Raw genomic sequence first — 13,192 nt, 5'->3', positions numbered from 1 at the left:
CGAGGAGGACGGCGCTGTGACCAGTGAGGCGGAGCCGCGCCGGCGGCGTGAACTCGCGTCGTTGTACGCGACCGTCAAGTCGCTCACCGCCCTGGGCGAGCTCGATCAGGTCCTGCAGTCGATCGTCCACCACGCCCACGACCTGATCGGCACGGACTTCACCTACCTCTCGCTGGTCGGCGCGGACGGCAGGCTGTCGGCCCGCGCGTCGGAGGGCACGATCTCCGCCGAGTTCCTCGCGGCCGCCATCCCGGCCACGGTGGGGCTCGGGGGCAAGGTGCTGGCCTCCAAGAGCCCGCACTGGGTGCGCGACTACGCCACCTCGACGCTCATCCAGCACGATCCGAACTTCGACCGGCTGGTCGTCACCGAGGAACTGGTCGCGCTGCTCGGTGTCCCGCTGGTCATCCGCGGCGAAGCGGTGGGCGCCCTGTTCGCCGCAGACCGCGCCGAACGGTCCTTCCAGGCCGAGGAGATCGCGCTGCTGAACGCGTTCGCCGACCACGCCGCGGTCGCCCTCGACAACGCCCGTCTCTACGAGGCGAGCCGGACCGCCTTGCGGGAGCTGCGGGTCGCGTACCGGAAGATCGAGCGGGCGCAGGCGATCCACGAAGCTCTGACCGGCGTCGTGCTGGGCGGCGGAACCCCGGGCGACGTCGCGCAGCACCTCGCCGATCAGCTGGGCGGCAGCGTCACGCTCCTCGACCGGACCGGCGCCGGTCCGGTGCACCGGGATTCGGCGGCGAACCCGTGCCGCGGTCCACTCGGGACGGACCTGGCCGAGGCGGTCGAGGACGCCCGCCGCACGGGCCGCTGCACGACCTCCTCCGGCGCCGTCGGAACGGACCACAGCGTGGCGGCCGTCCAGGCGGGCGACAGCTACCTCGGCGCGCTGGTGTGGAGCCGGCCGGCGGGCGCCGGCGACGACACGGACCTGCGGACCCTCGAGCGCGCCACCCACATCCTCGGGTTGCTCATCCTCAAGGAACGGGCCGTGGCCGAGGCCGGCGAGCGGCTGAGCGGAGAGCTGCTGACCGAGCTCATGGTCGGCAGTCCCGGGATCGGCCCGGCCCAGCGCGCCCGCACCCGCGCGCGCAACATCGACGCCGACCGCCTGGAGCTGGTCGTGGTCGCGGACTCCCCCGCCGTGGCGCCGGCCGATCTGGCGCGTCACCTGCACGACATCGCCCGGGAGCGCGCCGGGCTGGCCGGCGAACACCTGGGCCGGGCCACGATGATCCTGCCCAGCACCGACGACGAGCGGACCGTCGCGAAGGTCCACACCGGACTGCGGCGCACGCTGGGCGGTCCCGTCATCGTCGTCGGGGAACGGGCGAGCGGCCACGACTGGGCACGGGCCCACGCCCTGGCCGGTCGCTGCGGCGCCGTCATGCGGGCGCTCGGGCACACCGACGCGGGCGCCACCACGCGCCGGTATGCCCTGTACGCCATGGTCTTCGACCCCGAGCGGGCCGGCGAGCTCGACCGGTTCCTCGCCGGCTCGATCGGCTCGCTCCTCGAGTACGACCGGCGGCGGGGCACCGATCTCGTCGGCACCCTGAGCGCCTACTACGTCCACCGCGCCAACGTCGCGGCGACCGCCCGCGCGTTGCACCTGCACGTCAACACGCTGCTCAAGCGGCTGGACCGGGTCGGCACCGTCCTCGGGTTCGACTGGCGCCACGAGAACGACCTGGAACTGCAGCTCGGGCTCCGGCTGCACCAGCTCCGGGCGGTCGCCACCGGCCCGTCCTGAGCCGGCGCTTCCCGAGACGGTTCAGGCGATCCGCACCGAGTCGCGCAAGGCGCTCTTCGAGATCTTGCCGGTGCCCGTCTTGGGCAGGGTGGGCACGAAGACGATTTCGTCGGGCAGCCACCACTTCGCGACCATCGGCGTGATGTGCGCCAAGAGCTCGCCGGCCGTGGTGACGCTGCCCTCGCGCAGCACGACGTACGCCACGGGGCGTTCCATCCACCGCGGGTCCGGGCGGGCGATCACCGCGGCTTCCGCGACGCCGGGGTGCGAAGCGATGGCACCCTCGAGCTCGACCGAAGAGATCCACTCGCCGCCGGATTTGATCAGGTCCTTCATCCGGTCCACCAGCCGCAGGTAGCCGTCGGCGTCGATGGTGGCCAGGTCGCCGGTGCGCAGCCAGCCGTCGCCGGTGAAGCTGCTGTCGGCGCCCACCCGGAAGTAGCCACCCGCCACCCAGGGGCCGGCGACCTGCAGCTCGCCGACGGCGTCGCCGTCGCGGGGCAGCTCCCGGCCGGTCTCGACGTCGACGATCCGCACGTTCACCAGCGGCAGGGGCTGGCCCTGCGCGGCCCGCACGGCCACCTGTTCGGCCGCGGCGGCGTCCCGGTGCTGGGTGCGCGTGCCGCCGATGGCCCCGACGGGGCTGACCTCGGTCATGCCCCAGGAATGCGTGATGGGCACGCCGATCGCGGCGCGGTAGGTCTCCGACAGCGCCGGGGGGACGGCCGATCCGCCGCCGAGCAGGAACCGCGTGGCGCTCAGGTCGTGCGCCCGCAGCCCGGGCGCCATGCTCGTCCAGACCGTGGGCACGGCGCCGGCGACGGTGACCCGTTCGGCCGCCATCAGCCGCAGCAGGTGGTCCGGGTCCGCGGACGGGCCGGGCAGGACCAAGGAGGCGCCCGCCATCATCGCGCCGTAGGGAAGGCCCCAGGCGTTGGCGTGGAACATGGGCACGATCGGCAGCACCACATCGCTTTCGCAGAGGCCGACCAGCCCCGCGGCCAGGGTTCCCAGGCAGTGCAGGACCGTCGACCGGTGGCTGTAGAGCACGCCTTTGGGCGGTCCGGTCGTCCCCGAGGTGTAGCACAGCCCGGAGGCGAGGTGCTCGTCCGCGAGGGCGAAGGTGTCCTCGAACGAGCCCGTGAAGGGCGCGGCCCCCGCCACCAGCTCGTCGTAGTCCAGGACGCGGGGGTCCGCCGGGATCGCCGCGTCGCTGCCGTCGGGCAGCACCACCCAGTGCCGGACCCGCGGGAGGCGGGCGGCGCTCGGCCAGATCCGCGGCAGCAGCCCGCGATCGACGAACACCACGTCGTCCTCGGCGTGGCCGACGATGTACTCGAGGTGCTCCGCCGGCAGCCGGATGTTGATCGGGTGCAGCACCCGTTTGGTGGCCGGCAACCCCAGGTAGAGCTCGAGGTGGCGCCGGTGGTTGCTCGCGAAGGTCGCCACCCGGGCCCCGGCCGGGACGCCGAGGTCGTCCAGTGCGGTGGCGAGGCGCCGGGTCCCGCGGGCCACCTCGGCGTAGGTCAGCCGTTCGGCGCCCGCCGTGACGACGTCCTTGTGCGCGTAGAGCCGCTCGGCCCGCTCCAGGATGTGCGCGATGGTGAGCGGCCGTGGCTGCATCAGCCCGTCCATGGCGTCTCTTTCGGTCGGCAGCGGTCTTCTCGCCGCGAACTTTAAGAGCGGTCATGGCCGGAAGAGAGGTCAGAACCGCCCACTCCTCCACCCGCGCCGGTGGCGATCATCTCCACGTCGCAGGGCCGTCAGCTCGTCCGGAGCCCGCCGTCGGCGGTGTAGCGGACGACGACCGGATCGGCCAGCTCGCCGGCGAACCCGCCGTCTCGCCCGGAGACGAAGCCGATGAGGTTCCACCGGTCTGCGGCGTCGCGGACCAGGCGGGGCGCGTACCGCGGGAAGCCGGGGACGGGCCGGGCGAGGGACACGTCCCACGGGCCGGTCACCGCCGGGCCGGGCACCACCCACACCGACTCCCGCGGCGCCCGGACGCCGAGGTTGCTGCTGAACAGCAGCAGCGGCTGCCCGTCGACGACGGCGACCTGCGGAACTTCGAGGTGCCCGAAACCGCCGGGCCGGGTGAGCGGTGGTCCGACCGCCCAGCTCAGCAGGTCGGCCGAGCGGGCGTGGCCGAGGACTCCCCGGTTCAGCGGGTCGCCGTCCTTCGCGTGGGCGGTGACGAGCATGTGCCAGCCGTCGGGGGCCTGGAACACCCACGGGTCACGCCAGGCTTCGCCGGCCCAATCGGTGCGATCGCCGTGCGCGTACCAGGTGGGATCGGGCTCGACCAGCGGCTTCGCCCCGAAGCGGTGCCACGTGTACAGGTCGTCCGAGATCGCGAGGCCGATCCGCTGCACCGCGTGGCCGCCGTCGCCGCGAACGCCCGTGTAGAACAGGTACCAGCGCCCGTCCGCGCCCCGGACGACGGAACCGGTCCAGGTCGCGAGGTCGTCCCACGCCGGCGCGTCGGCGGGCACGAGAGCGTCGGCGACGAGCTGCCAGTTGCGCAGATCGGCCGAGACGGCGTGGCCGATCGACGCGCGCCGGTGACGCCGCTCGGGGTCGAGCAACGCCCGCGAGGCGCGCAGGAAGAAGACGTGGTGCCGGCCGTCGTCGTCCGTCGTGTACCAGCTGTCCCACACCCAGTGATCGGGCAGGCGCAACATCGTGGGCCTCCGGGGGTGGGTTCAGCACCGCGGCCGGGCGACCGAGGACCGGGTGCGCAGCGGCATCGGGATGCGGTGGACCGGTTTGCCGCCGGGGGTTCCGCTGTGCTCGCCGTTGATTTCGGCGAAGAGCGCGTCGACCGCCCGGCGCCCGAGCTCGTAGTGCGGCAGGGCCACCGTGGTGAGCTTGGGCCGGATCCACGAAGCGAGTGGGTGATCGTCGAAGGAGACCACCGAGACGTCGTCCGGAACGCTCAGCGAGGCGTCGTCCAAGGCCTGGTAGGCACCGAACGCGAGCCGGTCGTTGAGGCAGATGAGCGCGCGCGGGCGGGCCCGGGCGAGCAGGTTCCGCGTCGCGGCGAACCCCTCTTCGGGCTGCCAGTCGGCGCACAGGGTGCCACCCGCGAGTTCGACTCCGGCAGCGGTGCAGACCTCGCGGATGCCGACGAGCCGTTCCACCGCGGCGACGCTGTCCCGCGGCACGTTCCGCACACCCGGGCCGGCGCCGATCACGTGGATGCCCTCGCGGTGCCCCGCTTCCAGCAGCACCCGTGCGGCCGCACGACCGGCCTCGGTCTCGTCCGGCACCACCACCGGCAGCGGCGAAGGCGTCTTCGGCACGGCGTTGAGGAGCACCGCGGACGTCGCCAGCAGGGTCTCCGGGACCGAGATCCGCCGCGTGTACATCGACGCGAAGATGATCCCGTCGACCTGGCGGTCGTGCATGCCTTGCAGCAACGCGTGTTCGAGCTTGCTGTCCCCTTCGGACTCACCGATGAACAGGAGCACACCACGGTCGCGGGCCGCTTCGATCGCCCCTTTGATCATGTCGCCGGCCAGCCGGGTGGTGGCGACCGTGTCGGAGACGAAGCCGATGGTGAGCGTGCGCCCGGTCCGCAGCCCGGCGGAGACGATGTTCGGCCGGTACCCCATCTCCTGCGCGGCCGCCTTGATGCGTTCCTGGACCGCACCGGAAATCCGCAGCTCCGAGCCCCGTCCCGACAACACCAGGGACGCGGTACTGCGCGAGACCCCCGCCGCCGCGGCGACATCGGCCAGCGTGACCCGTCGTGGGCTCACCGTCGCACCCCCCGCCTTCCCGCGGCGCCCACCTTGACACCGGCTTGTCCGATGCCGAGACTATCCAATGCTAACGCGGTTTAGCAAGGATGGTTCAGCAAGGACAGAGCCCTGCTCGACCGGCGAATCCACCCGCGACGGAGGAGACGACGTTGTCCCGTCGAACACGCACCAGCCGTCCCATCGGCCCGCTCCTGACCCTCACGCTGGCCGGCGCACTGGCCGTGGCCTGCTCGGGGCCGGGCGGCGACGCCGGGCCCGGGAGCACCACGGCCGCGGCCGTCACCTCGGCGCCGACCTGCGGAAGTGCGCCGGTGACCCTCCGCGGCTACTTCGAAACCGGCTTTCCGATGGCCAAGGCCCTCACCGACGAGTTCACGAAGCAGCACCCGAACGTCAAGTGGGACGTCCGCGAGGACCAGTTCGCGGTGATCACCCAGAACGCTCCCCGGGTCCTCGCCGACGACCCGCCGGACCTGATGCGCCTCCCGCAGCTGTCCGAACTGGTCAAGGACGGGCTCCTGAAGAACCTCGACGGGTACGCGCGGTGGTTCGGCTGGGACAAGTGGCCACCCGGTCAGCTCGCGCAGCTGCGCATGGGCCCCGGCGGACGGCCGCGCGGCGAAGGCTCCCTCTACGCGATGGGCCTGAACTTCAGCATGACGGGCGTCTTCTACAACAAGCAGCTCGCCGCCCGGATCGGGATGACGACGCCGCCGGCCACGCTCGCGCAGCTCGACGAGGCGATGGCGAAGGCGAAGAGCGCCGGCATCCAGCCGATCCAGCAGTTCAACGGCGGCGCCACCGGCGGGCTGGCGTTCCCGTTGCAGGACCTCATGGCCTCGGTCGGCAGTCCCGCCCCGATCAACGACTGGATCTACCAGAAGCCCGGCGCCACGATCGACACACCGGCCAACCGCGAGGCCGCGCAGCACCTGGACCGGTGGATCGAGGCCGGCTACTTCGCGCCGGACGTCAACGCCGTCGACTACGCGCAGATGGTGAGCCGGTTCGTCGCCGGCCAAGGACTGTTCAGCTTCAACGGCGACTGGGAATCGGCCAACCTCGACAAGCAGATGGCGGGCAACGCCGGCTTCTTCCCGATGCCGCCGGCGCAGGCGGGCGCCAAGCCCGCGGCCATGTCGGCGCCCCTCACGGTCGGCATCAGCGCCAAGGCGGCGCACGCCGACTGCGCGGCGGTCTTCCTCGACTGGGTGGCCACCGACCCGAAGGCGCGGGAAGTCGCCGTCCGGACCGGCGGCTCCCACCCGATGGGGCCCGCGGCCGCGCCGCTGCCGCCGGTGGCAGCGGGCACGGTGACCGCGGGCACGCTGGAGGCGGCCACCCAGGTCGACAAGGGCGGGACCGCGATGGACTTCATCGCCAACGCCACCGGGGCGATCTACGCCAAGAGCTGGACCCCGCAGCTGCAGAAGCTGGTCTCGGGCGAGCAGACACCGGCCGGGCTGCTCGAGTCGGTGCAACGCGACTACACCGACCAGGTCGGGAGCTAGCGCCGATGACCAGGCCGAGCGACCTCCTCGCGAGACCGTCCACTGTGCCCGGTGCGCCGGCCGCGCGCCGTCGCCGGACCCGCCGCGCCGGCTGGACCCTCTGGCTCTTCGTGACCCCGGCGCTGCTCTTCTACGCCGTGTTCGTGCTGCGCCCGATCGTGCTCACCGTCCAGTACTCGTTCTACGACTGGAACGGCATCGGCGCGTCCCGGTGGGTCGGCTTCGGCAACTACGCCGAGGTGTTCACCGATCCGGAGCTGTCCCGGTCGATCCTCAACGCGTTCGAGCTGGTCCTGTTCTTCAGCGGGATACCGGTGCTGCTCGGGCTGGTGATCGCCGCGACGATCCGCCGCATCGCGACGAGCCGTCTCGCGCTCGTCGCCCGGACCGTGCTGTTCCTGCCGCAGGTCATCCCCCTCGTCGCGGCCGGCATCGCGTGGACGTGGCTGCTGTCCGCCACCGGGGTGGTCAACCAGCTGCTCTCGGCGGCCGGCTTCGGCCCCGCGTCGAAGGCCTGGCTCGGCGACTCGGCAACCGCCCTGCCCGCGGTGGGCGTGATCGGCGCCTGGGTCCTGCTCGGCCTGTGCATCCTGTTGTTCCTGTCCGGGATGAGCAAGATCGACCCGGCCCTGTACGAGGCCGCCCGCATCGACGGGGCCGGGGCGGTGCGCGAGTTCTTCTCGATCACGGTCCCGAGCCTGCGCCAGGAAACCGGGGTTTGCGTGACCGTGACGATGATCGCCGCCCTCGCGAGCTTCGACATCGTGTACGTCTCGACGCAGGGTGGCCCGGGCAACGCCACGATGGTGCCGGGACTGCAGATTTACTACCTCGCGTTCTCGCAGCGCGAGGTGGGCCTGGCTTCGGCGCTCGCGGTCGTGCTCATGGCCCTGGTCCTCCTCCTCGTCCTGCCGATCCAACGCGTTTCGCGAGAGGAAGAATCGTGACCGGTACCGGCCGGGCGAGCTCGACCGGACGGGTCCTGCTCGTGCTCCTGATGGCGGCCACCCTGCTGCCGTTCGTCAGCCTCTTCGTCACCGCACTGCACCCGGCAGGCACCTATCCGTCCGGTGTGGACTGGCCGGCCGATCCGCAGTGGGGCAACTTCGCCCGGGCGTTCGAAGTGGCGCGGCTGGGCGAGTTCCTGAAGTCGAGCGTGCTCATCGTGCTCGGCGTCGTCCCCGTCTCGCTGCTGATCGCCACGATGGCCGGGTTCGCCACGGGGCACCTGCGCATGCCCGGCGGGCGGGCGGTGTTCCTGCTCTTCGTCCTCGGCCTGACCTTGCCGTTCGAAGGGATCATCACGCCGCTGTACTTCCAGGTGCGGGACCTGGGCCTGCTCAACACCAGGTGGGCGCTCATCCTGCCGTTGATCGGCCTGTACATGCCGTTTTCGGTGTACTGGATGCGCGCCCACTTCGCGACCATGCCGCACGAGCTGTCCGAAAGCGCGCGGGTGGACGGGGTCACCACCTGGCAGCTGTTCTGGCGCATCCACGTCCCGTTGGCGAAGCCCGCCCTCTCGTCGCTGGCGATCCTGCTCTTCCTGTGGACCTGGAACCAGTTCCTGCTCGCGATCGTGCTGGTGGACGACCCCCTGCAGCGCACGATGGCCGGCGCGCTGGGCGCGTTCCAGGGGCAGTGGGGTACCGACATCCCGCTGTTGTGCGCGGGGTCGCTGCTGATCCTGACCCCGACCCTGGTCGTCTTCCTCGTCTTCCAGCGCCGGTTCGTGACCGCGTTGCTGCAGGGCTCCCTGAAAGGCTGAGAGCGAACCTGGGGCCGCGCGGGCCGCGCGCAACGGCGGTTCCGGCGACGATTTCGGCAATCCCGGACAACCGCGGCGCACGATTCCGCTTTGAGCGGATTCCGCCCCGTTGTCAACGTTGACGGCCCATCTTGTCCGGACAATTCTTTGTCATAGCGGGGTATTGCGCGGGGCAGTAGTATCTGGCGCGGGCACCGCGGGAACGGCCGGCACCACCCGGCGAAGACTCCCGATTCGAGCGTGCCACAAGGGAGAACCACCGAACTCGTTGCGAACACGAGCACGTCCGGAACACGAGGGAAAGGGACGGAATGCGTAAGACCACCAAGTCGCTCGCCGTGCTGGCCGCCGCTGTCGCGCTTCCTCTGACGAGCGGCACCGCCTGGGCCGACATTCCTTTCGACCAGCCGATCAATGGGCGCGCCACCTACTACAACGACGCCGGTTACGGCGCCTGCGGCACGCAGATCAACGCCGCCACCCAGCTGCTCGCCGCGGCCCCGGCCGCGTACTGGACCACGGCCAACCCGAACAACGACCCGCTGTGCCGGGGCGTGTCCGTCCGGGTTTCGTACAACGGCCGGACCATCACCGTGCCCGTCGTCGACAAGTGCCCGAGCTGCGACAGCGGGCACATCGACCTGTCCGCACCGGCGTTCGCCCAGCTGGCGGATCCCGGCCTGGGCAACATCCCGGTGACCTGGACGTTCGTGCGCTCGTGACCCTCGTGCCGGCCCTCCGGCGGCCCGGCCGGAGGGCCGGCACCCACCTCGGCGAACACCGGAGCAAGTGGTATGAACCAGTTCAGGAAGATGGTCATCCTCGTGGCCGTCGCCGTGGCCGCCCTCGGCGGCCTGGCCGCCCCGGCGGCCGCGGCCGGCCCCAAGAAAGGCGTCAGTGCGGCCGCCTTTTCCGGCGTGACGACCGCGCTGAGCGATGTCGGCGCCCGGTGGTTCTACACCTGGGCGGCGGACCCCCAGGGCATCACCGCACCGGCCGGGACGGAGTTCGTCCCGATGATCTGGGGCCGTGACTCCGTCACCGCGGATCGGTTGCAGCAGGCGAAGGCGGCCGGCCGCACCCTGCTCGCGTTCAACGAACCGGACCTGGCCGGCCAGGCGAACATGTCCGTCGAGACGGCGCTGGACCTGTGGCCGCAGCTGCAAGCGACGGGCCTGCGGCTGGGCGCACCGGCGGTGGCGTACGGCGGCGACACCGCGGGCGGCTGGCTCGACCGGTTCATGAGCGGCGCGGCGGCACGCGGCTACCGCGTCGACTTCATCCCGCTGCACTGGTACGGCGGAGACTTCTCGACCGCCGCGACCGGGCAGCTGCAGTCCTACCTGCAGGCGGTGTACAACCGTTACCACCTGCCGATCTGGGTCACCGAATACGCGCTGACCGACTTCTCCGGCCCCACTCCGCGGTACCCGTCCGCGGCCGAGCAGGCCGACTTCGTCAGCCGGTCCACGGCGATGCTGAACGGCCTGTCGTTCGTCGAGCGTTACGCCTGGTTCTCGCTGTCGACGTCGACCACCCCGACCGGGCTCTACACGGGGACCACCCCGAACGCGAGCGGCTCCGCCTACCGGGCCGCCGGCTGACCCATCCCCCACCGACGAACGGAGGTCGAACCCATGCTTTCCCGGATTTTCCCACGGCTTTTCGCCGTCGCCGCAACCCTGGTGGTGGCGTTGAGCGTGAGCTCACCGGCGGCTCCGGCCGCCGCGGCGGGCAACCACACCGTCACGTTCGTGAACCACTCCGGCCAGACCCTCTGGCTGGGCAGCACCGTGAACGCCGACGGGTCGGTCAACTTCGCGAGCCTGCCGACGCTGGCGGACGGGCAGTCGGCGACCGTGACGGTCCCGGAGACGTCGGCGCCGGGCCACTGGCGGGGCAAGTTCTTCGCGCGCCAGGGGTGCACGGGCACGTCCGGCCAGGACTTCCACTGCGTGGTCGGCGACTGCGGCGTCCACGCCGACCACTGCACGACCGGGGAACAGCCCGCCAGCCTGGCCGAGTTCAACTTCGACACCGCCGACGGCCTCGCCCCGTGGTACGACGTCAGCTACGTCAACGCGTTTTCGCTGCCGATCACGATCGAGCCGGTCAACGCGGCCGTGCCGCCGGGCTCGGCTTCGTGCGGCACGGCGGGCTGCCCGGAGAACCTGCTGTCCTACTGCCCGGGCGAAGACCGCCGGTACTCCCCGAGCGGCGCGCTGATCAACTGCGTCAACCCGAACCGCGACGCCCCCACGAGCTACAGCGACGCGATCAAGTCCCACTGCCCGAAGGCGTACGCCTGGTCCAAGCAGGACACCGAGCCGGGCAACCAGACGATGTACCAGTGCGCCTCGTGCAGCGGCTTCACGATCACCTTCCACGGCCGTTCCTGACGGCCCCGCGGGGGCTGCGCCGACGCGGCGCAGCCCCCGCAGCGCGCCGTACGCTGCCGCCCCGGACAGCGGATCGTGGCTTTTCGGGCAGCCGGGGCCAAGCGCCCTGAAACCGGTGGTCGCCGGACTCGGCCGGCGTCCACCGAGAGGCGGCCCGGAACCGGCGCCGCCCACCGGACCTCGGTCACGGCCGTGGTCGCCGGGCCCGTCCGCCGTTCTCCGAGGGCGGCTGCTCAGTCCCCCACCGTCGCAGCACCGGGGGCGATGGCGCTTCGCACGCACTCCCGCAGCAGCTCCCGGCGCCGGTCGTGCACTTCGGCGGGTTCCGCCGCCGTGGCGGCGTAGACGTTGCTGACCGGCGACCACGCCATGGACATCGCGATCACCATCGCCATCAGGTCGAAGGGGTCACCCGCGCGGACCAGCCCGGCGGCCTGCGCTTCGGCGATGGTGCGCAGCTTGGGGTGGTCCATCCGGTCGGCGTCGTCCACCAGGTGCCCGGCCGGCCGGCGCTCGAGGCGGGTCCACGTGGCTAGCCGGATGAGGTCCGGCCGGCGCAGGTACTCGTCGTAGAGGCGGACCGCCCAGCCGGCGAGGTCGGTGCCGTCGATCGGCACCACGTTCATGATCCGCTCGAGCGAGGCGAGGAAGATCGCGTCGAACAGCCCGTCCTTGCTGCCGAAGTACCCGTACAGCTGAGCCCGGTTGGTCCGGGCCGCCTCGACGATGCGCTCCACGCGAGCGCCGGCGATGCCGTGCCGGGCGAACTCTTCGGTCGCCGCGTCCACGATGCGTTGTTTCGTGGCGGCTCCGCGGGAGGTCAGCAGCTTGTCGGCCATGCGCGTCAGCCTACAACAGAACAGTCGGTTTGCTTCCGGCGGCCGAACGCGCTAGCGTCGGCAAACAAACCGACTGTTCTGTTTCTTGGGAGCTCCGATGCGGACCACCTCCGGCTGGCTGGCCGGCGAGAACGACCCGACCCTCCGGCGCGCCACCCTGACCCGGCGCGACCTGCGCGAGGACGACATCGCCGTCCGCGTGGACTTCTGCGGGGTCTGCCACACCGACCTGCACTCCCTGCGCGGTCACCGGGACACCTCGCTGGTGCCGGGCCACGAATTCACCGGCGTGGTCACCGAAACGGGCCCCGCGGTGACCCGGTTCGCCGTCGGCGAGCCGGTCGCGGTCGGCAACATCGTCGACTCCTGCGGGAAGTGCGCGATGTGCCGCCGCGGCCAGGAGAACTTCTGCGCCGAGTTCCCGACGCTCACCTACGGCGGCACGGACCGCCACGACGGCTCCCCCACACTGGGCGCGTTCTCCCGCGAGTACGTCGTCCGGGAGGAGTTCGCCTACCGGCTCCCGGCGGGCCTCGACCCCGCCGCCGCGGCACCGTTGCTGTGCGCGGGCATCACGGTCTGGGAGCCGTTGCGCGCGCTCGGCGCCGGGCCGGGCACCCGGGTGGCGGTGATCGGGCTCGGCGGCCTCGGCCACCTGGCGGTCAAGCTTTCGGTCGCCCTCGGCGCCGAGACGACGGTCATCAGCCGTTCGGCCGAGAAGGCCGGCGACGCGGCCCGCCTCGGGGCGCGCGAGCTGCTGCTATCGACGGATCCGCAGCAAATGGCCGCCGCCCGGGATCGGTTCGACGTCGTCATCGACACCGTCGCCGTGCCCCACGACCTCGGCCCGTACCTGCGGGTGGTCGCCCTGGACGGCACCCTCAGCCAGGTGGGTCACCTCGGCTCGATCACGCTGGAAGCGATGGACCTGCTGGTGGGCCGCAAGAAACTGACCTCGGCGGGCAGCGGCGGCCGGACCGGGACCGCCGCCATGCTCGACTTCTGCGCCCGCACCGGCGTCACCGCCGACGTCGAAGTCGTCCCGTCGGCCCGGGTGAACGAGGTCCTGGACCGCCTGTCCCGCAACGATGTCCGCTACCGCTTCGTCCTCGACCTGGCCGACCTGGACTGACTGCCGACCGCTGCCGAACGGAC

12 protein-coding genes are annotated in these 13,192 nt (G+C 71.8%); 8 read left to right on the top strand and 4 right to left on the bottom strand.

What is annotated here, in order from left to right:
• Nucleotides 1-16 precede the first annotated feature (16 nt).
• A complete protein-coding gene (locus AB0M80_RS19545; protein ID WP_364566396.1) occupies nt 17-1,756 on the top strand; it encodes a GAF domain-containing protein in 1,740 nt (579 codons plus the stop codon).
• Between the two features lie 21 nt (nt 1,757-1,777).
• On the opposite strand, the gene AB0M80_RS19540 is transcribed toward AB0M80_RS19545, so the two are convergent.
• The 3 genes from AB0M80_RS19540 to AB0M80_RS19530 all read right to left on the bottom strand — a co-directional run bounded on the left by AB0M80_RS19540 (nt 1,778) and on the right by AB0M80_RS19530 (nt 5,517).
• The gene (locus tag AB0M80_RS19540) at nt 1,778-3,391 is read right to left on the bottom strand and encodes a long-chain fatty acid--CoA ligase (RefSeq protein ID WP_364566393.1); all 1,614 of its coding nucleotides are present in this window, start codon (nt 3,389-3,391) and stop codon (nt 1,778-1,780) included.
• Between the two features lie 128 nt (nt 3,392-3,519).
• Nucleotides 3,520-4,437, bottom strand: a complete 918-nt coding sequence (locus tag AB0M80_RS19535) for a glycosyl hydrolase family 32 (protein WP_364566390.1) — start codon at nt 4,435-4,437, stop codon at nt 3,520-3,522.
• Nucleotides 4,438-4,458: 21 nt separating this feature from the next.
• The gene (locus AB0M80_RS19530) at nt 4,459-5,517 is read right to left on the bottom strand and encodes a LacI family DNA-binding transcriptional regulator (protein WP_364566388.1); all 1,059 of its coding nucleotides are present in this window, start codon (nt 5,515-5,517) and stop codon (nt 4,459-4,461) included.
• A gap of 152 nt (nt 5,518-5,669) precedes the next feature.
• On the opposite strand from AB0M80_RS19530, the gene AB0M80_RS19525 reads away from it, so the two are divergent.
• The 6 genes from AB0M80_RS19525 (at nt 5,670) to AB0M80_RS19500 (ending at nt 11,198) form a co-directional block, all read left to right on the top strand.
• Nucleotides 5,670-7,031, top strand: coding sequence for an extracellular solute-binding protein (locus AB0M80_RS19525; RefSeq protein WP_364566386.1), 1,362 nt, complete (start codon nt 5,670-5,672; stop codon nt 7,029-7,031).
• Nucleotides 7,032-7,036: 5 nt separating this feature from the next.
• Nucleotides 7,037-7,978: a sugar ABC transporter permease gene (locus AB0M80_RS19520; RefSeq protein WP_364566383.1), complete on the top strand. Its 942-nt coding sequence runs from the start codon at nt 7,037-7,039 to the stop codon at nt 7,976-7,978.
• On the top strand, nt 7,975-8,799 hold the full coding sequence (locus AB0M80_RS19515) for a carbohydrate ABC transporter permease (RefSeq protein WP_364566380.1): 825 nt from the start codon (nt 7,975-7,977) through the stop codon (nt 8,797-8,799). The genes AB0M80_RS19520 and AB0M80_RS19515 overlap by 4 nt, the downstream gene beginning before the upstream one ends.
• Nucleotides 8,800-9,110: 311 nt before the next feature.
• Complete coding sequence (locus AB0M80_RS19510; protein WP_364566377.1) at nt 9,111-9,521, top strand: cysteine/serine endopeptidase inhibitor; 411 nt, start codon at nt 9,111-9,113, stop codon at nt 9,519-9,521.
• Nucleotides 9,522-9,593: 72 nt separating this feature from the next.
• Nucleotides 9,594-10,403 carry a glycoside hydrolase family protein gene (locus AB0M80_RS19505; RefSeq protein ID WP_364566374.1) on the top strand — a complete coding sequence of 270 codons (810 nt, stop codon included), beginning with the start codon at nt 9,594-9,596 and terminating at the stop codon, nt 10,401-10,403.
• Between the two features lie 33 nt (nt 10,404-10,436).
• A complete protein-coding gene (locus AB0M80_RS19500; protein WP_364566372.1) occupies nt 10,437-11,198 on the top strand; it encodes a thaumatin family protein in 762 nt (253 codons plus the stop codon).
• Between the two features lie 233 nt (nt 11,199-11,431).
• Here the strand turns inward: AB0M80_RS19500 and AB0M80_RS19495 are convergent, their stop codons facing one another.
• Entirely contained in the window at nt 11,432-12,037 is a 606-nt protein-coding gene (locus AB0M80_RS19495) for a TetR family transcriptional regulator (protein WP_364566369.1), read from the bottom strand.
• Between the two features lie 97 nt (nt 12,038-12,134).
• On the opposite strand from AB0M80_RS19495, the gene AB0M80_RS19490 reads away from it, so the two are divergent.
• The gene (locus tag AB0M80_RS19490; protein WP_364566367.1) at nt 12,135-13,169 is read left to right on the top strand and encodes an NAD(P)-dependent alcohol dehydrogenase; all 1,035 of its coding nucleotides are present in this window, start codon (nt 12,135-12,137) and stop codon (nt 13,167-13,169) included.
• Nucleotides 13,170-13,192: the final 23 nt, after the last annotated feature.

Source organism: Amycolatopsis sp. NPDC051045, assembly GCF_040682955.1.
Taxonomy (GTDB): domain Bacteria; phylum Actinomycetota; class Actinomycetes; order Mycobacteriales; family Pseudonocardiaceae; genus Amycolatopsis.
The sequence above is the reverse complement of the archived record's forward strand: the minus strand, read 5'-3'. Positions and strand labels throughout refer to the sequence as shown.

What these genes read in the sequence shown, in the direction of transcription:
- AB0M80_RS19540 (WP_364566393.1), bottom strand. Translation starts at nt 3,391, where the DNA reads ATGGACGGGCTGATGCAGCCACGGCCGCTCACCATCGCGCACATCCTG.
- AB0M80_RS19535 (WP_364566390.1), bottom strand. Translation starts at nt 4,437, where the DNA reads ATGTTGCGCCTGCCCGATCACTGGGTGTGGGACAGCTGGTACACGACG.
- AB0M80_RS19520 (WP_364566383.1), top strand. Translation starts at nt 7,037, where the DNA reads ATGACCAGGCCGAGCGACCTCCTCGCGAGACCGTCCACTGTGCCCGGT.
- AB0M80_RS19510 (WP_364566377.1), top strand. Translation starts at nt 9,111, where the DNA reads ATGCGTAAGACCACCAAGTCGCTCGCCGTGCTGGCCGCCGCTGTCGCG.
- AB0M80_RS19505 (WP_364566374.1), top strand. Translation starts at nt 9,594, where the DNA reads ATGAACCAGTTCAGGAAGATGGTCATCCTCGTGGCCGTCGCCGTGGCC.
- AB0M80_RS19500 (WP_364566372.1), top strand. Translation starts at nt 10,437, where the DNA reads ATGCTTTCCCGGATTTTCCCACGGCTTTTCGCCGTCGCCGCAACCCTG.
- AB0M80_RS19495 (WP_364566369.1), bottom strand. Translation starts at nt 12,037, where the DNA reads ATGGCCGACAAGCTGCTGACCTCCCGCGGAGCCGCCACGAAACAACGC.
- AB0M80_RS19490 (WP_364566367.1), top strand. Translation starts at nt 12,135, where the DNA reads ATGCGGACCACCTCCGGCTGGCTGGCCGGCGAGAACGACCCGACCCTC.